The sequence below is a fragment of the Nonomuraea sp. NPDC049750 genome (assembly GCF_040659625.1).
In the GTDB taxonomy this organism is placed as follows: domain Bacteria; phylum Actinomycetota; class Actinomycetes; order Streptosporangiales; family Streptosporangiaceae; genus Nonomuraea.
This window is the reverse complement of sequence record NZ_JBFANB010000022.1, coordinates 68467-94859: the sequence shown is the minus strand read 5'-3', so window position 1 is coordinate 94859 and position 26393 is coordinate 68467. Positions and strand designations below refer to the sequence as shown.

At 69.0% G+C, this 26393-nt stretch carries 29 protein-coding genes and 1 tRNA gene; 13 read left to right on the top strand and 17 right to left on the bottom strand.

Annotated features, from left to right (window positions below; genetic code table 11):
- Window positions 1-11 precede the first annotated feature (11 nt).
- The 3 genes from AB0J16_RS40965 to AB0J16_RS40955 all read right to left on the bottom strand — a co-directional run bounded on the left by AB0J16_RS40965 (window position 12) and on the right by AB0J16_RS40955 (window position 3140).
- Window positions 12-1391, bottom strand: coding sequence for an SPFH domain-containing protein (locus AB0J16_RS40965; protein WP_358550235.1), 1380 nt, complete (start codon window positions 1389-1391; stop codon window positions 12-14).
- Between the two features lie 64 nt (window positions 1392-1455).
- Window positions 1456-2928, bottom strand: a complete 1473-nt coding sequence (locus AB0J16_RS40960; RefSeq protein WP_358550233.1) for an SPFH domain-containing protein — start codon at window positions 2926-2928, stop codon at window positions 1456-1458.
- An 11-nt stretch (window positions 2929-2939) separates the two neighbouring features.
- Complete coding sequence (locus AB0J16_RS40955) at window positions 2940-3140, bottom strand: hypothetical protein (protein WP_225300038.1); 201 nt, start codon at window positions 3138-3140, stop codon at window positions 2940-2942.
- A gap of 132 nt (window positions 3141-3272) precedes the next feature.
- On the opposite strand from AB0J16_RS40955, the gene AB0J16_RS40950 reads away from it, so the two are divergent.
- Window positions 3273-5228 carry an NAD(P)-binding protein gene (locus AB0J16_RS40950; RefSeq protein ID WP_358550231.1) on the top strand — a complete coding sequence of 652 codons (1956 nt, stop codon included), beginning with the start codon at window positions 3273-3275 and terminating at the stop codon, window positions 5226-5228.
- 70 nt (window positions 5229-5298) lie between these two features.
- Here AB0J16_RS40950 and AB0J16_RS40945 read toward each other — a convergent pair whose 3' ends face one another.
- Window positions 5299-6075, bottom strand: coding sequence for an SDR family NAD(P)-dependent oxidoreductase (locus AB0J16_RS40945; protein ID WP_358550229.1), 777 nt, complete (start codon window positions 6073-6075; stop codon window positions 5299-5301).
- Between the two features lie 222 nt (window positions 6076-6297).
- Between AB0J16_RS40945 and AB0J16_RS40940 the strand changes: the two genes are divergently transcribed.
- The 4 genes from AB0J16_RS40940 to AB0J16_RS40925 are packed head-to-tail and all read left to right on the top strand — an operon-like array spanning window position 6298 to window position 9659.
- Window positions 6298-8340 (top strand): ATP-binding protein, encoded by a 2043-nt coding sequence (locus tag AB0J16_RS40940; protein ID WP_358550227.1) that lies wholly within the window; start codon window positions 6298-6300, stop codon window positions 8338-8340.
- A complete protein-coding gene (locus AB0J16_RS40935; protein ID WP_358550225.1) occupies window positions 8337-8744 on the top strand; it encodes a roadblock/LC7 domain-containing protein in 408 nt (135 codons plus the stop codon). Before AB0J16_RS40940 ends, AB0J16_RS40935 begins: the two co-directional genes overlap by 4 nt.
- The gene (locus tag AB0J16_RS40930) at window positions 8741-9106 is read left to right on the top strand and encodes a DUF742 domain-containing protein (protein ID WP_358550223.1); all 366 of its coding nucleotides are present in this window, start codon (window positions 8741-8743) and stop codon (window positions 9104-9106) included. The genes AB0J16_RS40935 and AB0J16_RS40930 overlap by 4 nt, the downstream gene beginning before the upstream one ends.
- The gene (locus tag AB0J16_RS40925; RefSeq protein WP_225300026.1) at window positions 9087-9659 is read left to right on the top strand and encodes an ATP/GTP-binding protein; all 573 of its coding nucleotides are present in this window, start codon (window positions 9087-9089) and stop codon (window positions 9657-9659) included. The genes AB0J16_RS40930 and AB0J16_RS40925 overlap by 20 nt, the downstream gene beginning before the upstream one ends.
- Here AB0J16_RS40925 and AB0J16_RS40920 read toward each other — a convergent pair.
- From AB0J16_RS40920 to AB0J16_RS40900, 5 genes are all read right to left on the bottom strand, one after another.
- The gene (locus AB0J16_RS40920; RefSeq protein WP_358550221.1) at window positions 9656-10033 is read right to left on the bottom strand and encodes a DUF742 domain-containing protein; all 378 of its coding nucleotides are present in this window, start codon (window positions 10031-10033) and stop codon (window positions 9656-9658) included. The two genes, AB0J16_RS40925 and AB0J16_RS40920, sit on opposite strands and share 4 nt — an antisense overlap.
- A complete protein-coding gene (locus AB0J16_RS40915) occupies window positions 10033-12264 on the bottom strand; it encodes a nitrate- and nitrite sensing domain-containing protein (protein WP_358550219.1) in 2232 nt (743 codons plus the stop codon). Before AB0J16_RS40915 ends, AB0J16_RS40920 begins: the two co-directional genes overlap by 1 nt.
- Window positions 12265-12321: 57 nt before the next feature.
- Window positions 12322-12993, bottom strand: a complete 672-nt coding sequence (locus AB0J16_RS40910) for a DUF998 domain-containing protein (RefSeq protein WP_358550217.1) — start codon at window positions 12991-12993, stop codon at window positions 12322-12324.
- A gap of 390 nt (window positions 12994-13383) precedes the next feature.
- Window positions 13384-13572, bottom strand: a complete 189-nt coding sequence (locus AB0J16_RS40905) for a hypothetical protein (protein ID WP_357957558.1) — start codon at window positions 13570-13572, stop codon at window positions 13384-13386.
- Between the two features lie 91 nt (window positions 13573-13663).
- Window positions 13664-14113, bottom strand: a complete 450-nt coding sequence (locus AB0J16_RS40900) for a MarR family transcriptional regulator (RefSeq protein WP_358550215.1) — start codon at window positions 14111-14113, stop codon at window positions 13664-13666.
- 61 nt (window positions 14114-14174) lie between these two features.
- Here AB0J16_RS40900 and AB0J16_RS40895 point away from each other — a divergent pair, with 61 nt between their 5' ends.
- Both AB0J16_RS40895 and AB0J16_RS40890 read left to right on the top strand, forming a co-directional pair.
- Window positions 14175-14684, top strand: coding sequence for a VOC family protein (locus tag AB0J16_RS40895; RefSeq protein WP_358550213.1), 510 nt, complete (start codon window positions 14175-14177; stop codon window positions 14682-14684).
- A gap of 119 nt (window positions 14685-14803) precedes the next feature.
- Window positions 14804-15043: a hypothetical protein gene (locus AB0J16_RS40890; protein WP_357957564.1), complete on the top strand. Its 240-nt coding sequence runs from the start codon at window positions 14804-14806 to the stop codon at window positions 15041-15043.
- A 125-nt stretch (window positions 15044-15168) separates the two neighbouring features.
- On the opposite strand, the gene AB0J16_RS40885 is transcribed toward AB0J16_RS40890, so the two are convergent.
- Entirely contained in the window at window positions 15169-15744 is a 576-nt protein-coding gene (locus AB0J16_RS40885) for an NAD(P)H-dependent oxidoreductase (protein WP_358550211.1), read from the bottom strand.
- Between the two features lie 97 nt (window positions 15745-15841).
- Between AB0J16_RS40885 and AB0J16_RS40880 the strand changes: the two genes are divergently transcribed.
- Window positions 15842-16174, top strand: a complete 333-nt coding sequence (locus AB0J16_RS40880) for a helix-turn-helix domain-containing protein (protein ID WP_358550209.1) — start codon at window positions 15842-15844, stop codon at window positions 16172-16174.
- 13 nt (window positions 16175-16187) lie between these two features.
- Here the strand turns inward: AB0J16_RS40880 and AB0J16_RS40875 are convergent, their stop codons facing one another.
- On the bottom strand, window positions 16188-17294 hold the full coding sequence (locus AB0J16_RS40875) for a hypothetical protein (RefSeq protein ID WP_358550207.1): 1107 nt from the start codon (window positions 17292-17294) through the stop codon (window positions 16188-16190).
- A 178-nt stretch (window positions 17295-17472) separates the two neighbouring features.
- Between AB0J16_RS40875 and AB0J16_RS40870 the strand changes: the two genes are divergently transcribed.
- Complete coding sequence (locus AB0J16_RS40870; RefSeq protein WP_358550205.1) at window positions 17473-18318, top strand: hypothetical protein; 846 nt, start codon at window positions 17473-17475, stop codon at window positions 18316-18318.
- 8 nt (window positions 18319-18326) lie between these two features.
- On the opposite strand, the gene AB0J16_RS40865 is transcribed toward AB0J16_RS40870, so the two are convergent.
- From AB0J16_RS40865 to AB0J16_RS40845, 5 genes are all read right to left on the bottom strand, one after another.
- Window positions 18327-19118 carry an SDR family oxidoreductase gene (locus tag AB0J16_RS40865; protein WP_358550203.1) on the bottom strand — a complete coding sequence of 264 codons (792 nt, stop codon included), beginning with the start codon at window positions 19116-19118 and terminating at the stop codon, window positions 18327-18329.
- 95 nt (window positions 19119-19213) lie between these two features.
- Window positions 19214-19651, bottom strand: a complete 438-nt coding sequence (locus AB0J16_RS40860; RefSeq protein ID WP_358550202.1) for a hypothetical protein — start codon at window positions 19649-19651, stop codon at window positions 19214-19216.
- 10 nt (window positions 19652-19661) lie between these two features.
- Window positions 19662-20732: a DUF6745 domain-containing protein gene (locus AB0J16_RS40855; RefSeq protein ID WP_358550200.1), complete on the bottom strand. Its 1071-nt coding sequence runs from the start codon at window positions 20730-20732 to the stop codon at window positions 19662-19664.
- A 155-nt stretch (window positions 20733-20887) separates the two neighbouring features.
- Window positions 20888-21334 carry a hypothetical protein gene (locus tag AB0J16_RS40850; RefSeq protein WP_358550198.1) on the bottom strand — a complete coding sequence of 149 codons (447 nt, stop codon included), beginning with the start codon at window positions 21332-21334 and terminating at the stop codon, window positions 20888-20890.
- Between the two features lie 259 nt (window positions 21335-21593).
- Window positions 21594-22817, bottom strand: a complete 1224-nt coding sequence (locus AB0J16_RS40845; RefSeq protein ID WP_358550196.1) for a cytochrome P450 — start codon at window positions 22815-22817, stop codon at window positions 21594-21596.
- A gap of 145 nt (window positions 22818-22962) precedes the next feature.
- Here AB0J16_RS40845 and AB0J16_RS40840 point away from each other — a divergent pair, with 145 nt between their 5' ends.
- Window positions 22963-23352 (top strand): hypothetical protein, encoded by a 390-nt coding sequence (locus AB0J16_RS40840; protein ID WP_358550194.1) that lies wholly within the window; start codon window positions 22963-22965, stop codon window positions 23350-23352.
- Between the two features lie 6 nt (window positions 23353-23358).
- Here the strand turns inward: AB0J16_RS40840 and AB0J16_RS40835 are convergent, their stop codons facing one another.
- Window positions 23359-23493: a hypothetical protein gene (locus AB0J16_RS40835; RefSeq protein WP_358550192.1), complete on the bottom strand. Its 135-nt coding sequence runs from the start codon at window positions 23491-23493 to the stop codon at window positions 23359-23361.
- A 161-nt stretch (window positions 23494-23654) separates the two neighbouring features.
- Between AB0J16_RS40835 and AB0J16_RS40830 the strand changes: the two genes are divergently transcribed.
- The 3 genes from AB0J16_RS40830 (at window position 23655) to AB0J16_RS40820 (ending at window position 26375) form a co-directional block, all read left to right on the top strand.
- Window positions 23655-24044, top strand: coding sequence for a DUF4180 domain-containing protein (locus tag AB0J16_RS40830; protein WP_358550190.1), 390 nt, complete (start codon window positions 23655-23657; stop codon window positions 24042-24044).
- A 14-nt stretch (window positions 24045-24058) separates the two neighbouring features.
- Window positions 24059-24130: transfer RNA gene (locus tag AB0J16_RS40825), tRNA-Cys, on the top strand.
- Window positions 24131-24263: 133 nt separating this feature from the next.
- Window positions 24264-26375 carry a transglycosylase domain-containing protein gene (locus tag AB0J16_RS40820; protein WP_358550188.1) on the top strand — a complete coding sequence of 704 codons (2112 nt, stop codon included), beginning with the start codon at window positions 24264-24266 and terminating at the stop codon, window positions 26373-26375.
- The last annotated feature ends 18 nt before the right edge of the window (window positions 26376-26393 follow it).

The following is a 26393-nucleotide window of genomic DNA, read 5'->3' as shown; positions in this document are numbered from 1 at the left end:
GAGCAACGGCGCTATTCGCGTAATTCAGGTGATTCGCGAACGACCTCGGAGTTTGCTCCATTGGATGCGGGAGCGGGAGTAGGGGCGGGGGCGGCGGCTATGGGCGCCTCCGACGCGGGCCGGTTGAGCAGCGTCCTGGCCAGGCCCAGACCGGCGCCGCCGAGCGTGAGCGCCTTGGCCAGCATCTCCTCCACACCCTGGGCGCCGTTGAGCACCACCATGTGCTCGACGTTGCCGAACGCCTTGGCGCCCGCCTCCACCACCTCGGGCCAGCGCTCGGCCAGCTGCTGGGCGACGACCGCCTCCTGGTTGGACGCCAGCGCGTCGGCGCGGGCCTTGATGGCGTCGGCCTGGGCCAGGCCCTTGGCCCGTGCCGCGTCCGCCTCGGCCATGCCGCGCAGCCTGGTCGCCTCGGCCTCGGCCTCCCCGAGCAGCCGGATGCCCTCCGCCTCGGCCTGAGCCCGCGCCACGGCGGCCCGCCGATCCGCCTCGGCGATGGTGACCTGCTCATAGGCCCGCGCGTCGGCCGGTCTGCGTACCTCTCCTTCCAGCCGCTTCTCGGCCAGCACCGCCTCCAGCTCGGCGGCCGTCGTCTGCTGGACCACGACCTCCTGGCGCGCGGTGGCCTCGGCCAGCGGCCCGGCCTGCTTCGCCTTGGCCGCGGCCCGGTCCATCTCCGCCTGGTAGCCGGCCTGCTGGATGCGGGCCTCGCGGATCGCGGCGGCCTTCTTGATCTGGGCCTCCTGCTCGGCGGTGTTGGCCTCCTGGTCGCGCTGCGCCTCGGCGGTCCTGGCCAGCGCCGACACGGCGGCGGCGTGCGGGCGGCCGAGGTTGACGATGTAGCCGGTAGCGTCCTCGATCTCCTGGATCTGCAGCGAGTCGACGATCAGGCCGAGCTTGCTCATCTCGTCGGAGGAGGAGGTGCGGATCTCGTTGGTGAGCGCGTCACGGTTGATGATCAGGTCCTCGACCGTGAGGTTGCCGATGATCGAGCGCAGGTGCCCGGAGAAGAGCTGGTGCGTCTTGTCGTCCACGGTCTTCTGCTGGTCGAGGAAGCGCCGCGCCGCGTTCGCGACGGAGGCGAAGTCGTCGCCCACCTTGTAGATGACCACCCCGCGTACGTGTACGGGGATGCCCTGCTTGGTCACGCAGTTGACTTCGAGCGGCGAGACCCGGCTGTCGAGCGAGATGCGGCGCGCGGTCTGGAACCCCGGTACGACCAGCGCGCCCTTCCCCGTGACGATCTTGAAGCCGAGCGTCTCCCTGCCCCGCGCGCCCAGGCCGGAGATGATGATCGCCTCGTTGGGCTCGGCGACGCGCCAGATCAGCTTGAAGGCGACGATCGCGACAAGTGCCAGAGCCACGATGACGCCGGTGAGAACTAAGTCCATGACTGGCTACCCCCTGGATGTCGTAGCGACTTCCCGGCTCAGCTGTTCGTGACGGCGGGCCGGTTCATTGCGCTTTGCCGGAGGACTCCGGTTCGGAGCCGTTCGGGGTCGCGCCGTTGAGCAGCGCCCTGGCCAGGCCGAGGCCGGTGCCGCCGAGGGTGAGCGCCTTGGCCAGCATCTCCTCCACGCCCTGGGCGCCGTTGAGCACCACCATGTGGTCGACGTTGCCGAACGCCTTGGCGCCCGCCTCGACGACCTCGGGCCAGCGCTCGGCCAGCTGCTGGGCGATGACCGCCTCCTGGTTCTCCTTCAGCGCCTCCGCCCGCGCGCTGATCGCCTGCGCCTCGGCCAGGCCCTTGGCCTGCGCGGCCGCCGCCTCGGCGAGCCCGAGCGCCTTGGCCGCCTCGGCGTGGGCCAGCCCGCGTGCCTTGGCGGCCTGGGCCTCGGCCTCTCCCGCCACCTTGGTGGCCGCGCCCGCCGCCTCGCCGCGCAGCCGTACGGACTCGGCTTCGGCCGCGGCGGCCTGCTTGACCTGGGAGGCCTGCGCGACGGCGCGCAGCTCGGTCTCCCGCGCCTCCGCCTCGGCCTGGGCGATGCGGGCGTCCCGCTCGGCCTGGGAGAGCGTGACGGTCTCGTACGCCTTGGCGTCGGCGGGCTTGCGGACCTGCGACTGCAGCCGCTGCTCCGACAGCTGCGCCTCCAGCTCGGCGGCCCTGGTCTCCTGGACGACAACCTCCTGCCTGGCCGTCGCCTCCGACAGCGGCCCCGCCTGCCTGGCCCTGGCCGCCGCCTGGTCCATCTCCGCCTGGTAACCGGCCTGCTTGATCTTGGATTCGCGTACGGCGGCCGCCTTGCGCGCGGCGGCGGCCTGCTCGGCCTCGGTGGCCTCCTGATCACGCTGGGCCTCGGCGATGCGGGCCACGGAGGCGACCTTGGCGGCGTGCGGCTTGCCGAGGTTGACGATGTAGCCAGTCTCGTCGTCGATCTCCTGGATCTGCAGCGAGTCGACGATCAGCCCCAGCTTGCTCATCTCGTCGGCGGCCGACGCCCTGGTCTCGCTGGTCAGCCGCTCGCGGTTGAGGATCAGGTCCTCGACCGTGAGGTTGCCGATGATCGAGCGCAGGTGACCGGTGAACAGCTCGTGGATCGCGCCGGTCATGAAGTCCTGCTGGTCGAGGAAGCGCCGGGCGGCGTTGGCGATCGAGGACAGGTCGTCGCCCACCTTATAGATCACCACGCCGCGGATGTGCACGGGGATGCCCTGCTGGGTGACGCAGGAGACCTGGAGGTTGGCGGCCCTGGTGTCCAGGCGCAGCCTCCTGGAGGTCTGGAAGCCGGGCAGCACCGCCGTACCCTTGCCGGTGATTATCTTGAAGCCGAGGCTGTCCGGGCCCTCGCTGCGCCGGCGCGCGCCGAGACCCGAGATGATCAGGGCCTCGTTGGGCTCGGCGACCCGCCACACGGCCTTGAAGAGCAGGATCAGCACGATGACGGCGACGAGGATGCCGCCGCCGAGAAGAAGGAGCTCGGGGGACATCGGGGGCCTCCCTAGACGAGTGCTCGGGCCACATAGACCGTTCGCGGTGGGAAGTAGTCCACCACGATCACGATCGTTCCGACGGAGAACTCCTCGTCAGGCACGGTCGGATGAGCGTAGAAAGCCTCCACGCCTCCTCTGACCGGGACCATGACCTCGCCGACGAGGCCAGGGCCGATCTTGCCAGTGACCCTGCCCTGCTTGCCGACCACCCGGACTCCCCCCGTCGTGATATTTCGGACGCTACTCCAAACAGGCATTCGCGGTAATAGGTCACGCAAAATGTTTCTCGAAGCACTGCGCGGCAGGACGCGGCTTTTACCCGGAGTCCTGAGGATCGGCGCATGAGCGACATGAACGCGCGCTCGGCGCGCGACCTCGGGATGGACCGGCCCATTTCGCGCCGCGACTTCTTGGACGGCGTCGCCATGGCGGTGGGCACGCTGGCTCTGGGAGCGTCGGCGGGCTGTACGTCGCGGCCGAGCCCGCCGGAGTCGGGCGAGACCTATCCGCCGGGCATTCCCCGGGCCGAGGTCTCTCCGCCGAGCCTGACCGGACTGCGGGGCGGCACCCCGGAGTCGCTCAGCGTCGCCCACGCGCTCCGCGACGGCCGCTTCTGGCAGCACGCGGGCACGCCGGTGCCCACCGGCGAGCACTACGACCTGGTGGTGGTCGGCGGGGGCATCAGCGGGGTGAGCGCGGCCTTCGAGTGGCACCGGCAGAACCCTGGGGCCCGCATCCTCATCCTGGACAACCACGACGAGATCGGCGGGCACGCGCGGCGCAACGAGTTCCACCCGGCCGGCCGTAACGGGGTGCTGGTCGGCTGCGGCGGCTCGCGATCGCTCCGGACGCCCTCGGTGTGGACGCCCGAGGGCAAGGAGCTGCTCCACCGGCTCGGCATCGAGCTGAAGAGGTTCGACCGGTACTTCGACCAACGCCTCTACGGCGACCTCGGGATGCATCGCGGCGTGATGTGCGACCGGGAGACGTTCCGGACGGACGCCCTCGTCCGCATCGCCCCGAAAATGCGGACCGAGGAGTGGGTCAAGGGGCTGCCGATCGCCGAGCAGGCCAAGAAGGACCTCGTCATGCTGTACGACAAGCCGCGCGACTGGTTCCCCGGCCTGTCGCGGGAACGGAAGGAGGAGCGGCTGGCGGCGCTGACCTACTCGGACTTCCTGCTGAAGGTCTGCCGGGTGCACCCCGACGTCGAGCTGTTCTGCCGGACCATGCCGAGCGTCATGTGGGGGTACGGCACGCAGACGTTCGGCGCGATCGACGCCTGGGGCAGCGACTACCCCGGCTTCGGCGGCCTGGGGCTGGACGGCGGCAAGCCCTCGCGGTTCAACTCGCCGAGCATGAAGAAGGAGTGGAAGGCGGCCGACCCGAACATCTACCACTTCCCCGAGGGCAACCAGGCGCTGGTCCGCATGATGGTCGGCCGGATGATCCCCGGCTTCACCGATTCCACCTCCATGGACGGCATCACCACCGCCTCCTTCGACTACGGCCGGCTCGACCTGCCCGCCAACCGGGTCCGCTTCCGGCTGTCGAGCACGGCCGTCAGCGCGCGCAACGACGGCCCGCCCGACACGGCGGGCACCGCGACCGTCGGCTACTTCGACGGCCACCGGGTGCGTACGGTCCGCGCCGGCGCGGTCGTCCTGGCCTGCTGGAACATGGTCATCCCTTACCTCGTCCCCGACCTGCCCGAGGACCAGAAGCAGGCGCTGCGCGACGCGGTCAAGATGCCGGTGGTGGACGCCATGGTGCAACTGCGCGACTGGGAGGCGTGGCAGCGGCTCGGCATCGACCGCACCCGCTGGACCGGCGCCTACTGGTGCCTGTCGGAGCTCGACCATCCGGTCACCATGCCCGGCTACGACTGCCCGACGAAGCCCGGCAACCCGATCAACGTACGCATGCTGGCCGCCACGTGCCGCTCGGAGCTGGGCCCGGCCGCGGGCGCCGCCACGGGCCGGAACGAGCTGCTCAACACGCCCTACAGCCGCCTGGAGTACACCATCCGCGACCAGCTCGCCCGGCTGCTCGGCCCCGGCGGCTTCGACCCGGCGGCGGACATAGAGGCGATCACGGTCAACCGCTGGGGTCACGGGTACGCCCCGGAGTACTGCCGCCCGTGGAACTCCTTCTACCCGGACGGCCCGTTCCCCGCCGACCTCGCCCGCCGGCGGTTCGGCAGGATCGCGATCGCCAACTGCGACTCGGTGCCGGCCTCCCGGGCCGACGCGGCCATCACCGCCGCCCATCGGGCCATCAGCGAACTGCCGACGTGAGACTCGGGGGCCGCTGAGACCGGCCTGCCCGGCGTCAGCCGCTCAGGGCGCTGGGACCGGCCTGCCGGTGTCAGTTCTTCAGGGCGGTCAGGCTGGCCTGCCAGAGGCGTTCGGCCAGGGCTGGGTCGGACATCGCGGACGGGACCGGCTCCGGGGCGCGCTTCGCGAAGTAGGCTCCGGCGCGCCGCTCGCCGTCGGCGTGCGTGGCCAGGTGCACCAGCGTGCGCGCGCCGTACTCGGGCGGCTTGGCGTAGCCGGGCACGGCCAGGAACATCCGCATGATCCACGTCTGCGCCGCGAACCCGGTGCGGATCACGCCGGGATGGAAACAGGTGGCCGCCACCCCCCGGGCCGCCAACCCGACCGTGAACAGGGCGTTCGCCTGTTTCGTGTCGCCGTACTGGAGCCAGCCGTTCCATCGTCGCCGCTCACGCGACAGATCGTCCGGGTCGAGCCGGCCGCTTCTGCCCGCCCGTGAAGAAGTGGTGACTACCCTGTCGACCCGATCTGTTAGAGAATCGGTCAACAGAAAGGGGGCAAGATGGTTGACCTGAACCATCAGCTCGTGACCGTCCACAGTAATCTGGCGCCCCGGACTCATGACGCCCGCGTTGTTGGCCAGTACGGCAATTCGGTCATAACGCTCACGCAACACCGCCGCGAGCCTACGAACGTCGTCAAGCGATGTGTAGTCGCAGGTCAAAACATCGGCTTCCGGCCCGCTCAATGCGTCGGCCACGGCTTTGAGCCGAGCCTCGTCCCGACCGACGAGCACTACCCGGTGCCCCCGTCGTGACAGCTCGGCCGCCGCCGCGGCGCCGATGCCGGCACTCGCCCCAGTAATCACGCTAATCAACGCGTTCCTCCCACTGCGCCGGAAGCATAATCGGTGCTAGTCTCCTGTGCGATCTTCCGGAGGTGTGTTTACACAGAGTGTGCAAATACCCCTCGACTCCGAGGTTGGGACATGGGCTCGCATAACCGGTCAATTCGGTTCAAGATCTTCTTATTGCTGCTGCTACCCCTCCTGTCTCTGAGTGCGCTCTGGGGCTTTGCCCTCAATCTCACCGTGGGTGACGGCCAGGCCCTACTAAGAGCCAACACGCTTTATCAGACGATCGGCATTACCTCCACCGACCTGGGCTTACAGCTCCAAGCCGAGCGGGCCCAATCGGCCGTGGCGGTCACCACCCGTCAACTCACCCAGGAGCTCGGGACACAGCGCGCCCGCACCGACAAGTCCGTGGCCGACTTCCAGAAGTCCGCCGTGACAGCGGGTGACGCGATCAAGGACAACCTGCGCACCTCCCTCGACACCCTCACCGGGGAGCTGAACCGGCTCGGCTCCATCCGCGCCGACATCGACGGCGGCATCAGCTCCCGGCTGACCAGCCTCAACGAGTACAACCGGGTCCTCGACGCCATTTTCCGGCTCTACGACCACCTCGTCTCGGTGCCCGACCTGCCGCTCTTCCAGCAGGCGTCGTCGCTGCAGGCCATGGGCAACGCCCGGGAGATCATCGCCCGCGAGCACGCGCTGGTCAGCGGCGCGCTCATCGACCACCGGCTCACCGAGCCGGAGCTCACGGCTTTCACCGAGTACGTCGCGACCCGCAGGTTCCTCAGCGCCCGTGGCCAGGCCGGGCTCGACACGGCGCTCCGCCGGCCCTACGAGCAGATCTTCGCCGGTGAGCCGTTCAGGGACTTCACCGCCATGGAGGCGCGCATCATCGCGAGCGGCGCCCCGCCCGCCGACGGCGCGACGTGGAACGCGACCGTGGACCGGCTCACGGCGCAGCTCGACAAGCTCGGCGCGTCGTCCGGTGAGGTGCTGAGCGCGCGCGCGCTCGACGCCGCCACCAGCACCATGGTGAAGATCGGCACCGCGGGCGGTCTCGGGCTGATCGCCGTGCTCGCCTCGATCATCATCTCCGTACGCTTCGGCCGCCGCCTCGCCGGCGAGCTGGCCGCGCTCAGGTCCGCGGCCGTGGAGCTGTCCGACAACCGGCTGCCCAGCCTGGTCGACCGGCTGAGCCGGGGCGAGGAGGTCAACGTCAAGAAGGAGGCCAAGCCGCTCAAGGTCAGCGGCGCGGCCGAGATCGTCGACGTGGCCAAGGCGTTCGGCTCCGTGCAGCGCACCGCCGTACAGGCCGCCGTGAGCCAGGCCGCGATGCGCCGCGGCATCGGCCAGGTGTTCCTCAACCTGGCCCGGCGCAAGCAGGGCCTGCTGCACCGCCAGCTCGCGCTGCTCGACGGCATGCAGCGCCGTACGCACGACCCTGACCGGCTGGAGGAGCTCTTCCGCCTCGACCACCTGACGACCCGCATGCGGCGTCACGCGGAGAGCCTGATCATCCTGTCCGGCTCCGCCCCCGGGCGGGCCTGGCGCAAGCCGGTGCCCGCGGTGGACATCGTCCGGGCGGCCATCGCCGAGGTCGAGGACTACACCAGGGTCACCGTCGAGGCCATGCCCGGCAGCGCGCTCGACGGAGCCGCCGCCGCCGACCTCACCCACCTGGTCGCCGAGCTGGTCGAGAACGCCACCATCTACTCTCCACCGACCACCACCGTGGTCGTCCGCGGCGACCTGGTGAGCAACGGCTACGCGATCGAGGTGGAGGACAGAGGGCTGGGGCTGTCTCCGGGCGAGTACGCGGCGTTCAACGGGCTGCTGACCAACCCGCCGGAGTTCGACCTGGCCGACAGTGACCGGCTCGGCCTGTTCGTGGTGGCCAGGCTGGCCGAACGGCACGGCATCCAGGTGCTGATGCGCCGTTCTCCCTTCGGCGGCACCACCGCGATCGTGCTGGTGCCGCGCGGGCTGGTCCACGACCAGACCGCACTCGAGGCGGGCGGCGACGGGGAGTCACCCGCGCTGCCCAGCCGTACCAAGAAGAAGACGCTCGCGGTGGTGAACGGCACGCATGCCGGGCTGCCAAGGCGAGTGAAACAGGCAAATCTGGCACCCCAGCTCAAGACGGACGAGCCGCCTGAGCCGGAACCGGAAGCGAAGACAGAGCGCTCTCCCGATGAGGTACGGGACCTGTTCTCCGCCTACCAGCGGGGAACCCAGCGCGCCCGAGAAGAAGCGAATGAGGAGGGGGAGGCATGAGTGTGCCGACGACCAACACCGGTGAGCTGAACTGGCTCCTCGACGACCTGACGACCAGGGTCGGAGCAGTACGCCAGGCCGTCATCCTGTCGACCGACGGCCTCGCGGTCGGCTACTCCAAGGGGCTGAGCCGCGAGGACGCCGAGCACCTGTCGGCCGTGGCCGCCGGGTTCCAGAGCCTGGCCCGCGGCACGGGACGGCACTTCGGCGGCGGCGACGTGCGCCAGACCATCGTCGAGATGGAGTCGGCGTTCCTCTTCGTGACGGCGGCGGGGAAGGGCACCTGCCTGGCCGTGCTGGCCGACGCCAACGTGGACGTCGGCCACATCGCCTATGAGATGGCGATGCTCGTCAAGCGGGTGGGGCAGCACATATCCACCAACCCCAGGGCGACATCGTCATGAACGAACCCCCGCGGTGGCTTGACGAGGACGCGGGGCCGGTAGTCCGGCCCTACGCCCTCATTCGCGGGCGCACCAGAACCTCCGGGGAGGCGTTCGACCTCATGGCGATCGTCTCCGTCGTCGGCGACACGGAGGCGTACGATCTCGAACCCGAGCAATTGCTCATCCTGCGGGCAGCGCGTAACCCGATCACGGTGGCCGACGTGGCCGTCGAGCTCGATCTGCCCGTAGGCGTCGTCCGAGTGCTGCTCGGCGACCTGCGTGACCACGGCCTCATCTCGGTGTCGTCCCCCTCGGAAAAGGGACCGCGCCCGAATGAGCGCATTCTCAAGGAAGTGATCAATGGACTCCGTGCTCTCTGAGGACCCCGTCGCGCTGAAGATCCTGATCGCCGGGGGGTTCGGCGTGGGCAAGACCACGCTGGTCGGCGCGATCAGCGAGATCAGGCCGTTACGCACGGAGGAGGTGCTCTCCGATCGCGGCGTCGGCGTCGACGATCTCGACGGCGTGGAGGCCAAGACCACCACCACCGTCGCGATGGACTTCGGCCGTATCACGATCCGCGAAGGGCTGGTCGTCTACCTGTTCGGTACCCCGGGGCAGGAACGGTTCTGGTTCATGTGGGACGAGCTGTCCTACGGCGCGCTCGGGGCCGTCGTGATCGCCGACACCCGGCGGCTGACCGACTGCTTCCCGTCCGTCGACTACTTCGAGCAGCGCGGCACGCCGTTCGTGGTGGCCGTCAACTGCTTCGACGGCGCCGACCGGCACAGCGTGGACGACGTGCGGATCGCGCTCGACCTGGACGACGACGTGCCCGTGCTGCTCTGTGACGTGCGGCGGCGCACCTCGGCCAAGGAGGTCATGGTCACGCTGGTCGAGCACTCTTTGAGGACGATGACGTCAGCGAACTAGAGCGCCCGTAGACCGTTGATGACCTCTCTGAGCAAACTCTCCGTAGGGGTCGTCGCTTTGGCGAGCGGCGGCCGGGCCGACACCAGGCCGTAGTCGAGCAGATCTCCGAGCAGTACCCTGGCCACCCCCACGGGCAGGTTCAGCTCGGCGGCGATCTCGACTACCGGCCTGGTCTGAGCCATGACGCAGTCCATCATGCGGCGGTGCTGGCCGCTCAGCTCCGCCTTGGCGGGCACCGGCAGGCCGGTCGCCGACACGGTCGCCAGCAGGTCGAGCTCGGGTGACGAGGATTTGGTGCGCCCCCTGGCCACCGCGTACGGCCGCACAACCGGGCCGGCCTCCTCGTCAACCCACTCGTCTGGCCCATGGGTCACTATTGGGATCCCCCATCCTGATCGCTGTCCTGCCGCCCGCGCTGCCAGCCCGACTGGAGCGAGGAGAGCAGGGCCCTGGCCTCCTCCGGTGAGCGGCTCTCGGGCGAGCGTGTCTCAGTCTGCTCGGGGGGTGGCGACTGCTTGAGCTGCTCCGGCAGGTTGGCCTGCCGCACCCGGCGGGGCAGCGCCGGCTCCTGGGACCGCTCAGGGCCGTGCTTGACCGTGCGCTGGCGGCGTGGCAGCTGGCCGGGGGCCGTCGTGTCGTGCGGCGTCCTGGTGTCGTGAGGTGCCCTGGTGTCCTGAGGCGTCCTGACCACCGAGACGGACACCGACTCCAGCTCGGGCATCCGCACCGGCGTCGGGAGGGCCTGGATCAGCGCTGTGGGCACCAGCACGATCGCGGTGGTGCCGCCGTACGGGGAGGGCTTGAGCGTGACCGTGATGCCGTGTCTGGCGGCCAGCATGCCGACCACCGAGAAGCCGAGCCGCTCGGTCTGCGACGCCTCGAACTCGGGCGGGCTCTCCAGCTTCTCGTTGACGGCCTGCCGGGCCTCCGGGGTCATGCCCAGCCCGCGGTCCTCGACCTCGACGGCGAAGCCCCTGCCGACCAGCTCGCCGCGGACCGACACCTCGTTGCCCGGTGAGGAGAAGGCGGCCGCGTTCTCGATCAGCTCCGCGAACAGGTGCATGAGGTCGGCCACGGCCGCGCCGGAGACCCCGCACTCCGGCATCGGGTAGACGCGGACCCGGGTGTACTCCTCGACCTGCGCGGCGGCGCCGCTCAGCACGTCCTCGACCGGGATGACGCCGCGCCACCTGCGGCCGGCGGAGCCGCCGGACAGCAGCACCAGGCCCTCGGCGTGGCGGCGCATGCGGGTCGTCAGGTGGTCGATCTTGAACAGCCGCGACAGCGCTTCCGGGTCCTCGGTCTCGCGCTGCATCTCGTCCAGCAGCTTGAGCTGGCGCTGCAGCAGCGACTGGCTGCGCCGGGCCAGGTTGCGCAGCGCCTCGGAGACACCCTGGCGCAGCTTGGCCTGCTCGACGGCCGCGTCCACGGCGGTGTACTGGACGCTGTCGAACGCCTTCGCCAGGTCGTCGATCTCGCTGGTCGCGCCGTCGCACATCTTGATGGGCGGCACCTCGGCCTGGATGTCGACGTTCTTGCCCTGCCGCAGCTTCGTCACGACGCCGGGCAGCCGGATCTCGGCCAGGTCGAGCGCGTTGCGGCGGAGCGCCGCCAGCTCACGGCTGACGCGGCGGCCCACCCGGATGGAGATGAAGATGGACAGGGCGACCGCGATGAGGCCGAGGACGCCCGCCACGCCGGCCCGTACGAGGATGGCGATGCCGGCCGGCGTCATCCGGGCCAGCAACCGGTCACCGTTGTCCCAGATGACCTGGGTGTAGTCCTTCAGCTCGGGGTCGGCCATGCCGCGCCAGACCGCCGGGTCGAGCATCCGGCCCGAGACGTAGCCGTCCAGCGCGCGCTCCATCGCGGCCCAGCGCGCGGACTCGGTGACCTGCTCGAACGGGGTCCGCAGCTCGGCGTCGAGGTTGGCCATGGCCTTGGGGAACATGTACGTCCGCGTGCCGTCGAGCCTCGCGAGCATGTGCATGTCGCCCATGGACGGCTTGCCGTTGGAGGCGATGATCAGCGCGTGCTCGCGGCTCAGCAGCTCGCGAACCTCGCTGGCGGCGATCAGACCCTGCGCCTGCTGGGCCAGCTCGACGTCCGTGCCGAGCGTCAGCGACGGGTACAAGTGATGGACCGCGTCGCTGACCGCCGAGTATTCGGTGACCAGCGCGCCGGGGGTCAGCTTGCGGCTGTCGACCTTCTTCCTGATCTCAGGCAGGCGGTCGATGGCCGAGAAGACCTCTTTCAGCCGCCCCTGCATCTCAGGAGTGAGGGCGGCCTGCGTCGTCTCCGACAGGCCCCCGTCGGAGAGCCGCTTCTTGACCTCGTCGACCTTGCCGCGCGTGGCGGCCAGCTGGGCGGGGTCGGCGACGCCGCCGGAGATCACCTCGGCGGAGGCGAGGCGCTCCTGCTCGAGTGTGTAGACCAGGAAGTCGGCGTGGCTGATGACTCCGGACCAGATCGTGTCGACCTTCAGCAGGCCCATGGCCTCACCGGAGGTCGTGCTCGCGGCGAAGCCCCAGAGTCCGACCAGAGAAACCAGTGGGAGAACCAGCAGCGTCGAGATCTTGAATCTGATGGATCTGCCAGATGCCATGACGCCCGCTCCCGGATAGAAGATCGCGGGAGAGAATAGCACCAAATGCGATGGTTCTTAAGATCGACTCGCGACAAATCTATGATATGTCGGGAAATCCGCAGGTCGCTCGACTGCCCGTCCCCATGCCAGCCGTACCAGCCACGCGGCGAGCACCGCCAGCAACGCCACCTCCGCGCCCAGCAGCAACCGCTCCACCAACCCGATCATCACCCGCTCGCCGGGCAGCGCCACGTAGGTGACCGCCAGCACCCCGAGCCCGCCCGCCAGGGCCAGCCACTCGACGGTCCGCGCGACCGGCTTCCACACCTCGTCGACCGTGAGCCGGGGCACCAGCAGAGCCGCCGCCGCGGGCAGGCTGACGAACGCCGCCACCGACACGTAACGGTGAATCTCCGCCGTCAGGGTCAGGTCGGCGCCGATCGGCGAGGTCGGGATGACCGCGGCGACGATGAGCGCCCCCGACCACACCCACAGCAGCCGCTCCGGTAGCCCCCGCACCGGTGCGTTCGCCGCTTTCAGCGCCCTCAGCAGGACGAGCGAACCGAGGCCCAGCACCATCATCGCCGCTTCCGTGACGCCCCCGCGGTCGGACACGGCGTATTCGCTGACGGTCGCGTTGAGTGGGTTCAGGCCGGGGTCGAGCACCAGCTGCCCGACCACGATCCCGACCACCGCGAACACGATCGACCCGCAGGCGATGATGGGATAGAGCCTCTTTGCGGTCATGGCCCTACTCTTTCGTCTGCGGCCCACGCTCACATCCGGCGCCGCCCCTGACCCGACCCGGAGGTGATGTCGGGGTTTTTTAAGGGTCTTTTTATTACGGCAGGCGTTCGGGCGTTTTTTTGTTACGGCAGGCACGGGAGGGCCCATCCACCGACCGGGGTCGGCGGCCTTCCAGGGGCACGGTCCTCCGCCTCACCGGCTGGGCGCCGTGACGTGCGTCTTCTTGGCCGGGCACGGTCCATCGCTGCTCGCCGCTCGGGAGTGGAGGGCCCTGCGCTCTTGTCGGGCTCCGTCGGGTCCTTTCGGGCTCCGTCGCGTCGGCTCTGTCGGGGTCCGCAGGAAACCCAGCCCACTCCCAGGCTGTGTCGGGCTCCGTCGGGGACCGTCGGGTTACAAGCCCGAGGGGTCTCTGCCGACGCTGATCTCCTCGGCGATTCGGCGGAGTTCGGCCATGTCCAGGCCGGGGGCCTTGGGCAGCTGGCGTAGCAAGGCGTCCATCACCACGGGCACCGGCTGCCCGGCCAAGCGGCCGGCGATCCCGTGAACTGCCCTGAACAGCGCCTCATCCGTGTCGTGCATCGGCTCTCCTCGTTCGACTTCCGGGAGAACCGTACGGCGTCGCGGGGACAGTTTCGCGCTACGGCCTCAGCGTGTTCCACACCGTTTCGCGCTACGGCTCCAGCGTGTTCCGCACCGCCGCGCAGATCTCGGCGAGCTGCCCCAGTTGCTCGGGGGTGAGGACGTCGAACAGGCTCCGCCGTACCTCCTCCACGTGGCCGGGCGCGGCGGCGGCCAGCGCGGCGAAGCCCTCATCGGTGAGCGCGGCGAAGCTGCCCCGGCGGTCGGAGTCGCAGGGGCGGCGCCGCACCCAACCGCGTTCCTCCAGCCGCGCGACCGCGTGGGAGAGCCGGCTCTGCGAGCTCTGCGCTCTGTTGGCCAGCTCGCTCATCCGCATCGAACGTTCCGGTGCCTCCGAGAGGGCCACCAAGATCATGTAGTACGTGTGCGGCATGCCCGCCTCGCGCTGGAGCTGGCGGTCGAGCGCTTCGTTCACCAGCTGGGTCGCGGCCAGGAAGTCGCGCCAGGTGCGCTGCTCGTCATCGTCCAGCCATCGGGTCATGTGCCCATTTTAGTTGAACTCTCATATACTTAGAGGTAGCTTCCGCCGAGAGGGGTTCACCATGCCGGTCCAGCGGCTCAATCACGCGGTCCTGTACGTACGCGACGTCGAGCGCAGCGTCGCCTTCTACCGGGAGGCCCTCGGCTTCGAGGTGGTCATGGGCATGCCCGGTGCCGCCTTCCTGCAGGCGGCCGGCTCGACCAACGACCACGACCTCGGTCTGTTCCAGATCGGCGAGCAGGCGGGTCAGTCCACCGCCGGCCGGTCCACCGTGGGCCTCTACCACCTGGCCTGGGAGGTGGACACGCTCGACGAGCTGGAGCGCATCGCGGCCAAGCTGAGCGAGCTGGGCGCGCTGGCCGGGGCCTCCGACCACTCCACCACGAAGGCCCTGTACGCGCACGACCCCGACGGCCTGGAGTTCGAGGTCTCGTGGCTGGTGCCCGCCTCGCTCCTCACCGAGGAGGTGCTGACCGCGCGCAGCGGCATCCGGCCGCTCAACCTCGCGGCCGACAAGGAGAGGTACGGCGGCCAGACGCGCGGCGGCGTGGGCGTCTCCATCCCCGCCTGACGTCCCGTCTATCCCAGTCCGACGTCCAGGCGTCTCCATCCCAGTCGGACGTCCTGGCGTCACATTTCGCACTGGATGTACCGTGGCCTTATCCCACTCCCGCGCTTTGGAGGAGGGCCATGCCGAGCGATCCCGACCATGTTCTCGACGCCATCGACGGTGTCGTCGACGAATGGGAGACGTTGAGCGCCGACGCGATGCGCTGGGCGCCTCCCGAGAGCAAGTCCGAAGACCTGATCCACGAGGTGACGGAGATCTTCGGCCCGCTCGCGAACGCGCTCAGCCAGGCGTTCCGCCCACTGGGTGACGCCGTGACCCGCGTGCTCGACAACCTGATCGACAACGACGACGAGTCCTGAAATAACCCGAATAACCTGACAGAACCCGCCATAAGTCCGCCTGCCACACCGCCCGGCAGGCCGTACCGGATGCTTGGCCAGACGGGTCAGGCGGACGATCCGCCGCGCCACGCGGAGTGGGCAGGTCAGGCGGCCGAGAGGCGCATGGGGCGTAGGGCGCCCGTGAGCTTGGCGAGTTCGGCCAGCATGGCGTCGGCGGCGGCGGTCATCACGTCGTTGGGCTTGACCGTGCCGTCCTCGACGAACTGCGGCACGAACGGCAGGTTGACCGCCTCGACCACCGGGATCATCTTCAGGGTGCTGACCACCTGGCGCAGGCTGTTGACCGCGCGGGTGCCGCCGGAGAGGCCGCCGTAGCTCACGAAGCCGGCCGCCTTGTGCTGCCATTCCTGGTGCAGGAAGTCGAGGGCGTTCTTGAGGACGGCGTTGAAGCTGTGGTTGTACTCGGGCGTCACGAAGACGTAGGCGTCGCCGCGCTCGACGATGGCGCTCCACTCCTTGGTGTGCGCGTGCTCGTACTGCTTGAGCCTGGGGTGGTTCGGCTCGTCCAGGAAGGGCAGGCCGACCTCGGCCAGGTCGATCAGCTCGACGTCGAAGTCGCCGCCGGCCACGGCCCGCTCGTAGAACCACTCCCCGATCACCCTGCCCACGCGGCCGGGGCGGGTGCTGGCGATGACCACCTGCAGTACGGGCTTGGACATGGGGCGCTCCTCAGTCTTAGACGGCTAGTTGCTCAACATTATTGAGTAACTACATATTTCTTAGCAAATGGAGCGGCGGTTGGGTAAGATCTACGGCGTGAGCATTGATTCGGTGTGCGTCAGGTTCCACACCGCCCTCGAACTGATCGGCGCCCGGTGGTCGGGCGCCGTGCTGCAAATGATCTTCAAAGGCGCGCACCGCTACGCCGCGCTCAAAGCGGCCATCCCCGGGGTCAACGACACGATGCTCGCCCGGCGCCTGCGGGAGCTGGAGGCAGCCGGGCTCATCGAGCGGCGAGTGCTCGCCACCTCACCGGTCAGGGTCGAATACCACCTGACGGAGATGGGCGAGGAGCTGCGGCCGGTCATAGACGAGCTGGTCATCTGGGCGCACAAGTGGATCCCGCTCCCGGAGGAGAAGGCCTCCTGACCTTCGGGTGCCGTCAGGCGGCTCCCACGTGTTCGGCGATGGCCCCGGTGACCGGTATGACCGTGGGCAGCGGCCGGGCGGTGAAATGTGCTGGCTTGTGGGTACGCAGCAGCAGCTCGCCGCTGCGTTCCCAGTCGAAGCCGCGCTTGTTGAGTAGTTTGGCGAAGACCGCGCCGGCCTTCTCGGGATCGCGTTCGGCCAGCCGCCGGATCGGCACCGGTGAGACGGCGTCGCCCCTGAGGTAGGAGCTGACCAGCTCGCGGTAGGACCGCCTGGCGATCAGATCGGGGTCCTGGAAGACCTCCTCCAACTTGGCGAAGTCGGCGTAGTAACCGAGCCCCGCCACCTCGTCGAAGATCAGGGCCACAGTCTCGGCCCCGTCCATCCGTACGGGCAGCTCCTCCGTGGCCGGCGCGGCGCCGCCCAGGCGCCCCGACTGGTAGGCCAGGTAGCCGCGGATGCGGCCGGCCAACTCGGCGGGCCGCAGCACGACCAGGTCGGCCCCGAAGTGACTGATGAAGCACCGGCGCTGCTCGCTCTGCAGCTCCCTGGCCCGCGCCAGCAGCACCGGGTTGCGGAACACCCAGTCGGGACGCTCCAGCGCGATGTGCGCGGCCACCGGCAGGAGCGTGTCACGCGCGGCGGCGGCGTGCACCGCGGGCGTGCCGCTGATCAGCCAGTCGAGGCCGAGCGGCAGCAGCCTGCCCACCACGTACATCCCTGGGCGCAGCTCCTCGAACGCCGCCGCACCCAGGTTGGAGAACGCCCGGTAGACCAGCTCGTCCACGAGGTTGAACAGCAGCACGGCCGCCCCGTCGACCACCCGCACCTCGTACACCCCCTCGACCACCTCCTTCCAGCTCGACAGCAGCTCGACCTCGGCCCTGGCCAGGTCGGGCCGCTCGCGCAGGAACCGGTCGATGACCGTGTCGCCACCGGTCAGCGGGTGCTGGTGGGCGAAGTAGTCGATGGGCAGGAAGGCCGCGGCCTCGTCGGTGGGCGGGTCGTCGGCGTAGAACCGGTCGAGCACCCCGCTCAGCTCGCGCTCGAACCTGCCTGAGGTGGCAAAGTGGATCAGCTCGGCCTTGAGCTCAACAGCCCGCGCCAGCATGGTCATCATCACTCCTCGTGTCCGGAGTGACACTAACCGTCCCTGGGGCGGTCGGGACGGCTCTTCCGCCAGTTGGGGTCACCACCTGCCGTTCGCCGCCGGCCTCGCCGATAGCCTCGTACCGATGAGGGGCCGGGCGAACCGCTGCCGTGGTGGCCCGGTCGCGCGCTCAAGAGGTGGTAGGCGAATGACGCTCTTGGATTACCTACGCGACTGGCATCCCAAGCCCGTGACCAGCGAAGACGTCATCTCGCCCCAGCCCGCGGCGGCCCTGGCGGCGGTTCTCGACGCGCCACCCACCGCCGGTGAGGCGCTGCCGTTGCCGTGGCAGTGGCTGTACTTCCTGGAGTGGCCGCCACAGACCGCCCTCGGCCTCGACGGCCATCCGGCCGAGGGTCACTTTCTGCCGCCCATCCCGCATCGGCGGCGGATGATCGCGGGTGGGCGGATGCGGGCGCGGCGGGGGCTGGAGATGGGGCGGCCCGCCGTACGGACGGCCGAGCTGACGGCCGTCACGCCGAAGGAGGGGCGGACGGGAGAGCTGTTGTTCGTGACGGTGCGGTGCGAGTACCGGCAGGGTGGGGAGTTGCGGCTGGTCGACGAGCAGGACCTGGTCTACCGCTCGGACCCGCCGACCGAGGGAGCGGCTCCTAGCGAGACCCTTCCGCCGCCCGGAGCTGGTCCCACGGATGCTGATGCCGCGTGGCGGCTTGCGGTTACCGCTACTCCGCCGCTGCTGTTCCGTTTCAGCGCGCTCACCGCCAACGCCCACCGCATCCACTACGACCAGCGCTACTGCACCGACGTCGAGCGCTACCCCGGCCTCGTCGTGCACGGCCCGCTGCTCGCCGTTCTCATGGCCGAGCTGCCCCGACGGCACGCCCTGGGGCGGCGGATCACCGGACTGACCTACCGCCTGCGCCGTCCCGTCTTCGAGGGCGAGCCGTTCGTCGTCACCGGCTCGCCGGAGTCGGGGCAGCTGAGCGTCCAGGACGCCTCCGGCAGGCTGCGAGCCGAGGCGCACTTCACCTGACCCCCGGCTCACACCGTCTTGAGCATCCCGCCGTCGACGAAGTACGTGGAGCCCACCGAATAGCCGGCCCGCTCCGAACACAGGAAGACCATGAAGTCCGCCACCTCCTCCGGGGTGGCGAACCGCTTGATCGGCGCGTGCTCCCGCGCGACCTCGTCGAGGTGCGCCTGCCAGTCCCCGCCGCTGTCCGCGGTCAGCTGCTTGGCGGTCTTCACCCAGTCGGGGGTGAGGACCAGGCCGGGGTTGACGCAGTTCACCCGGATGTTGTGGTCGATGACCTCCGTCGACAGCGTCTTGGAGAACATCATCAACGCGGCCTTGGTCACGTTGTAGATGGGTTCGTACCAGAGCGGCTGGACGGCGCAGATCGACGCGTTGTGCAGGATCACCCCGCCACCGCGCCGCCGCATGCCGGGCACGAGCCCGCGGGCCAGGCGTACCGCCGCCATGACGTGCAGGTCCCAGTACGCCTGCCACTTCTCGTCCGGGGCCTCGAGTATGGTCTCGTTGGACCCGGCTCCGGCGTTATTGACCAGGATGTCCGCGCCCCCGAAGCCCTCTTCGGCCGCCTCGATCAGCGTCCCCGTGCCGTCCGCGGTCGCCACGTCACACGGGACGGGCACCACGCGCACGCCGTGGGCTTCGCGGATGCCGCGCGCCGCCTCCTCCAGGCGGTCGCCGACACGGGCGGCGAGTACGAGATGCGCGCCCTCTGCCGCGAGCCCCTGTGCCACGGCCAGGCCGATCCCGGAGCTGCCACCGGTGATGACGGCGACCTTGTCCCTCAACCCGAGTTCCACCGAACCTCCCGCAGACTGTCCACACGTGCCCCTCCATCATCGGGCACCGCCTGCGGCGCACCGGGATCGCGCGCCGCGGGGGTGTCGGCGTGGATTCAGTCCGCCACGAGGCGGCTCCTCTGGCCCTCGTGCTCGCGCTGCCGCCGGATGACGTACGTGCCCGGCGTGCAGCCCGTGGCCCCGTGTTCGGGATGCAGCAGGTAGGCGACGGCGGAGGTCTCGAAGATGCCGATCGCCAGCCGGTCGGAGTCCATCACGTCAACCGTCCAGCGGCAGGTGCCCGGGTCGGCGACGAGCGTGTGCGGGTTGCCGCCGGCCGCGCCACGCAGGAGTTCGACCCCTTCGGGCGGTACGTCCGTCCAGGTAGTCGGGTTCCATGGCCGTACGGACGACGCGACGACGGAGAGCGGGATGACGATGAGGTCGCCCTGGGCTTGGAGCCCGTCGACGACAGGGATGCGCACCGTCTGCTCGAGGTGGTCGAGCACGGCGAGTCCGGTCTGCTGGGAGAGGGAAGCGAGAGTCACAGTCATGGGGATCACCTCAGGTTCGGCGTACGAGAAGGGAGTACTGCTCGGCGGACAGCCCGTAGGTCCAGCCGGCGGCTTCGAGCGGGTCGTTGAGGAACCCCGGCACGGTCAGCCCGTACCGGCGGCGGTGCCCGTCGCGTTCGACGGACCCGTTGACCGCGAGGAGCACCTTGGTCTCCTTGCGCAGGTCGTACAGCCGCAGTTCCGACCCGGGGTTGCCGGGGTCCGGCGCGGCGGCGACCAGCCGCAGGCCGGCCTGTTCGATGTACGAGCTCCAGCCGATGCGCTCGATCGCGCACCGCCTGACCTCGACGTTGGCCTCCTGGGCGATCCGCTGGGCGTCCGGACCCGTGATCACCCAGGGGGGCACCTGGGTGCCGTGCCAGGCGTACACGTCCCACCCGTCCGCGTAGCGCACCGCCGGGCCGTCGGCACAGTGCAGCCGGACTTCGCCCTCGTCGCTCCACACCTCCGTGTGCAGGGCGACGGGCCGTTCGGAGATGACGCACACGCCTTCACGAGGCCACCACCAGCCGCCTGAGCGGGCTGATGCCGCCCACAGATCGAGCTGCCTGGCCCGCTCGGTCCCGATGACCACACCGGCCGCTCGACGGAGGGCGTCGTAATGGGCGATCCAGGAGACGCACTGCACGCCGTACCAGCCGTTCATCCGGCGTTCCCGCGAGCCATGCACCGCCCGGACAGGCACGAGGAGCGAAGCTTGGGTGGATCGCGCGAGCGAGCCGACCACCTCCCGGCGAATCAGCCGGTCCATCGGCTGCCATCTGACCCGGGTGTCGAGTTCGAGGCACAGCTGCCTCATCAGAGCGGAGAGCCGAGGTGGCAGCGGCCATTCCGACATGTGCCGGGCGGCTTCCGAAGGCCGAAGACCCGGCGGGGCGGTCTCCAGCGCCGCGAGCGGTGACGAGACCCAGTGGAAACGCGGTGGGGCGAGCCCGATCAGGTGGTAGAGCTCGGAGATGGCGGCCTCTTTGGCCGGACGGTCGGCGGGCATGGTCGACAGCGTCGAGCCCAGCCATTCTTCGCGGATTTCGGCAGCTTCCCGCTGCTCGGGAGCGCTCACCAGATGAAGGTGGCGTCGTCCTTTCCTACGATCATGGTGGAAATGGTGACAGATCTGGGTGGCGGCTGTCTACTGCGGAGGTATCGCTGCTGACCGCCCCCGTCCCTCCGCTTGCCCAGCCGACTGGACAAGCGGAGGTGTGCCTGTGGCAGTGCTTACGGGTTGTCGACGCCGATCCAGTTGACGTACCACCCGTAAGTCTCCGCGTCGGCGACGGTGAGCGGGGGGAGGTCCCTCTCGCTCCAACGGATATAGACGCGGAATCCGGTCGCGGTGGGGTGGTAAACGGTGCTGGTGCCCGTCAGCTCGAACTGGTGATCCGTGCCGCCGACCGAGACCGTGTAGACGGGAGTACCCCTGAAGCCCGCGGCCGTGGTGTCCACGTCGATGTAGAGGCCGGGCGAGTTGTTTATGTAGAGCTGCCAGCCCATTCCCGGCGCCGTGCTCCCGGAAGCGATCCGCTGAGTCGTCGTCCCCGAAAGTGCCTTGGCTACCGTCTGCTTGACGACAGGGCGGGCGTCGGCATGCGCACCGACCCCTGTCGTGAGGGCGGCTCCGAATGCCAGGGCAGTGGCAAGGGTGGTGAATCTTACGATGGACATGCGTGCTCCTTAGGTCAAAGTCCTCAGCGGTCATGACCTCGGAGAGACACTGTCCGCAGGGGGCAGCCATGGCGTGCGAGGATAAAGCGATCATCACACATGGTAATCGCCGCGAAGCGCTACTCCATGGCACGACACTCTCCCGAAAAAGGGAGTATGAGCTGGGGATTCTCCCGTTCGAGCAACCCCACGACGCCTTCTCATCCGATGCGCAAACCGTAACTCAGCGTGACTTCGATGCCGGAGTTCGGGCGCCTTCTCACCAGGCGAGGAAGAGCGTCTCGGGAGAGCGGTGGATGAGGGTGGGGGCCATCGTGATGTCGGTGTGGGCCAGGCGCAGGCCGGGGAGTTCGCGGATCAGGATTTCCAGGGATATCCGGACCTGCTCCTTGGCGAGTTGCGAGCCCGGGCACCCGTGCGGACCATGTCCGAAGGACAGGTGGCGGAAGGCTTCCCGGCCGATGTCGAACTCATCCGCCCGCAGGTCACCGTCCGCGGCATCGGCATCGGCATCGGCGTCGGCGTCGCGGCCGGCTGAGGCGAAGGACACGAAGACCACGTCGCCCTCGTGCAGCTCAGTGCCGCTCAGCGTCACGGTGGTGGTGACCGTACGCCGGAAGCCCTGGACCGGTGCCTCGAACCGGAGTGCCTCCTCGATGGCTGCGGCGATGAGCCGCGGCTGCTCGCGGAGCAGTTCCCACTGGCGGCGATCACGCAGCAGGTTGAGCACCACGGTGCCGAGCAGCGCGGTCGTCGTCAGGTGGCCGGCCAGCAGCAGGTTCTGGACATTGGACACGATCTCCTTGCGCTGGTCCAGCGTGAGGTCCTCAGAGCCGGGGGCCAGGTCGCGGACCATCTCCGTGAACAGGTCGTCACGCGGAGCCCTCCTCCGCGCGTGAGCGTAGCCGTCGAGCAGTTGCTGCATGTCCACGATCTCCTGCGCGACCTCGACCTGCTCGCCCTCCGTCAGCTCGGTGAACACCAGCCGCTCCGCTCCCTGCGCCCCGCGAATCGCGCCAGGCGCGTCGGCGGGGTCCAGGCCGACCAGATGGCCGATCACGGCGGCGGGCAGCGGCCTGGCGTACGCGGCCATCCACTCGACCTGACCGTCGCCGGCGAAGGAGCCGATGAGCGCCTCGGCCCGCTCGGTGATGAACGGGAGCGCGGCGGTCACCTTGGCGGACGACAGCCCTCTGCTGAGGGGGCGGCGCAGGCGCCGGTGCGCGTCGCCATCGGCGCCGAGCACAGTCCGCACGCCACCGAACCCCTGGCTCAGCACCGAGAGCGCGGCCTTGCTCGGCAGGTGGTCGGGCCGCAGCGCGCCCGCCGACGAGAACTGCTCAGGGTTGCCCAGCACCTCGCGTACGTCTTCGCGCCTGCTCACCAGCCAGGCGTCCAGTTCGGGTACGAAGGTAAGCCCTTGCGTCCGGCGAGCCTCGGTGTAGACGGGGTACGGGTCGCGGTAGAACGCCTGTGGGTTCACGTGCCTATGGTCGCGGGTGGGATATGCGCCGGACAAGCTTTGCCCAAAGGCTCAATACGTTGCCGTTTAGTGGGAAATTTCCTCATTAATGTCGCCTCACCTGCGCTTTGTCGCATTTGAGGTCTAGCGAGAGGATCGGCGGACGATGCCAACAGATATTGTTGTGATCCTCAATGATCAGCCGGGTGAGCTGGCCCGACTCGGCAGGGTCACCGGCGACGCGGGCGTGAACATCCAGGGTCTCGCGGCGTTCACCGGAGAGGGCAAGGGCGTCGTACACGTGCTCGTGGATGACGAGGCCGCCACCAGATGCCGGCAGGCGTTCGAAGGCGCCGGGATGGGGATCGCCGACGAGCGCTCCGTACTCGTGGCGGACATGGACGACCATCCGGGCGCCCTTGGCGACCTGACCCGGCAACTCGCCGACGCCAACGTCAACATCGACCTCGCCTACACGACCTTCGGCGGTGTACGGATCGTCATCGCCACCGACGACATGGCGAACGCGAAGTCGGTCCTCGAAAGCAGGCGCTGATCCTTCTCACGAGTCGCGGCGATTGACGTCGCCGATATCCGTCGCTATTGTCGTTTTGGAAATGACGAACAGGCGTGAATTCACCGACCGCCTGAAGACGAAGGTCAGGAGCCGGACGATGGACAGGAAGGTAGCAGCCATGATGGCCTGCTCCGCCTGCGATCCGGCCGCTTCGTCCTGTTGTCGTTGTTGTCGCGCCTGACGCGCACCCTTCCCCCGCACATCGCCCCACCGGCGTTTTCTCGCCGCGCCGTCAAATGACGCCGCGCGCGCATCTTTAGCTTTCTTCCCTTTTCGAGAGAGTGGATATCGTCATGCCTGAAACGCTTTCCCTTATTCAGGGATTCCGTGTTCTCTCGTGCGCCCCTGATGGCGAACCGATTAAGGACGAGCGCGCCGCCACCGATCTGGTGGGCGAGGCGTGGGGGCAGCGCGCCGAGGTGATCGTCATTCCGGCGGAACGGCTCGACGACGCCTTCTTCCAACTCCGGACCCGGGTCGCGGGTGACATCACGCAGAAGTTCACGACGTACCGGCTGCTTCTGGTGATCGCGGGGGACATCTCCCGGCACACGGCGGCGAGCTCGGCCTTGCGCGACTTCGTTCATGAGACGAACCAGGGTGACCACGTCTGGTTCGTGTCCAGCCTGGAGCACCTCGACGAGCGTCTGGCCCGCCGCGCCGGCGCCTGACCGTTCGTCTGCTTGGCCGTGTGCCCGAGTGGTCCAGGGAACCGCCTGCAAAGCGGTGGACGCCGGTTCGAATCCGGTCACGGCCTCTCAACTTGCCCGCCCACCCTTTGACCAGGGCTCATACCGAATCGGATATCGATTCCGGGCGAATAGCGCTATTAGACATCATCTGTCCGGTTCTGATTTGCTCCTGCCCTCTGCTGACCAAGAGGGGCTTTGATGGCGCGTCGGGGGACGAAGATCGTACGGCTCACCGCGGCCGGGGTGGCCGCGGGTGTGCTCATGGCGGGGATCGCGGTGCCGGCCGTAGGGGGTGCGGCGCTCGGGTTCGTGTCGGCGGTGGGCGAGGCGGAGCTCAAGCCGGTCGCCCTCGTCGAGCCGCCGCCGGCCGAGGTCACGATCGTGCAGGACGCCAAGGGGGGCGAGATCGCGCGCTTCTACGAGGAGTATCGGGAGATCGTCGGCTTCGACCAGATCGCCGAGGTCATGAAGACGGCGATCATCTCGATCGAGGACTACCGCTTCTACGAGCACGGCGCGATCGACATCGAGGGCACCGTACGAGCGCTGGCCAAGAACCTGCGGGCGGGCAAGGTGAGCCAGGGCGGGTCCAGCATCACCCAGCAGTACGTCAAGCAGGTGCTGCTCAACTCCGCCGACACCGACGCGGAGCGGAACGCGGCGCTTGCGGCCAGCTACGCGCGCAAGCTGAACGAGTTGCGGTACGCCATGGGGGTCGAGGAGAAGTACACCAAAGACCAGATCCTCGAGAAATATCTGAACATCGCGTACTTCGGGGCCGGTGCTTACGGTGTCGAGGCGGCGGCCAAGCGGTTCTTCGGCGTCAAGGCCAGCCGGCTCACCCTGCCACAGGCGGCGACGCTGGCGGGGGCCGTACAGGACCCGAACGCCACCGACCCGAACATCGACAGGAAGCACCGCGACAGGCTGCTGAACCGCCGTAACGTCGTGCTGAACCGGATGGCCGAGCTGGGCAAGATCACTCCCGTCGAGGCGGCCGCGGCGAAGGCCACCAAACTCGGCTACAAGGGAACCAAGCTCCCCGGCGGCTGCGACTCCAGCAAATATCCGTACTTCTGCCTGTATATCCGGCAGGAGATCCTCAACAACCCCGACTTCGGCAAGACCGCCGCGGCGCGCCTGGCGATGCTCAACCGCGGCGGCCTGACGATCAGGACCACGATCGACCCCGCCATGCAGCGGGCCGCGGATCGGGCGATCAGGAAGTACGTCTACGCCTCCGACGACGCCGTCGCCGCCGAGGCGCTGGTCCAGCCGGGCACCGGCGCGATCAAGGCCATGGCCGCGAGCAGACCGTACGGCGTCGACCGCGCCAGGAACGAGATCTCCTACAACCTCGTCGCGGACGCCGTGCACGGCGGCGGCGCCGGGTTCCAGGCCGGCTCCACGTTCAAGACCTTCACCCTGATCAGCGCGCTGAAGAACGGCATGAAGCTCGACGACGGCCTGAGCGCGGGCGCCGGATACCGGGCCCCGGCCTATTCGACGTTCAAGAACTGCAAGGGCGAGAACATCGGCGACCCGACGCACACGGTCACCAACGACGAAGGCTCCCCGGGGTGGAAGACGCTGCGGACCGGCACCTGGGCCTCGGTGAACACCTTCTTCATGGAGCTCGAGCGGCGGGCCGGGCTCTGCGAGACGGTCACCACGGCCAAGTCGCTGGGCATCCGCCGCTCGGACGGGCGGAAGCTGCAGGAGTACGAGACGTTCACGCTCGGCATCAACGAGATGGACCCGGTGACCGTGGCCACCGCGTACGCGGCGATAGCGGCACGCGGCAAGTACTGCGCGCCGACGGCGATCACCCGGGTCACCGACCGCGACGGCAAGGCCACCCGGTACCGGCCGAAGTGCCGTCAGGCGCTCGACCCCGCCATCGCCGACGCGACGGCCGACGTGCTGTCCGGCGTGCTCACCAAGGGCACGATGCGCGACGTCGGGGGCATCGGGCGCGACGCGGCGGGCAAGACCGGCACCACTGACGACTACGCGTCAGCGTGGTTCGCCGGGTTCACCCCGGACCTGGCGGCGGCGGTGAGCATCGGGGACCCGCGCGGCTCCCAGAAGCACAAGCTGACCGGGGTGACGATCGGCGGGCGCTACTACGGGGCGGTGGCGGGTGCCACCCTTCCCGGGCCGATCTGGAAGGACACGATGATCGGCGCGTTGGCGGGCGTGCCCCCGACGTCGTTCTCCCCCATCGACACCGCTCGATTCGAGGGGTGCTCCGAGGGTTGCCGAACCGCGCCGACGACAGCTGAAGATGACAGCACGCCTGACCCCTGATTCGGGCGGGCGTTCGCG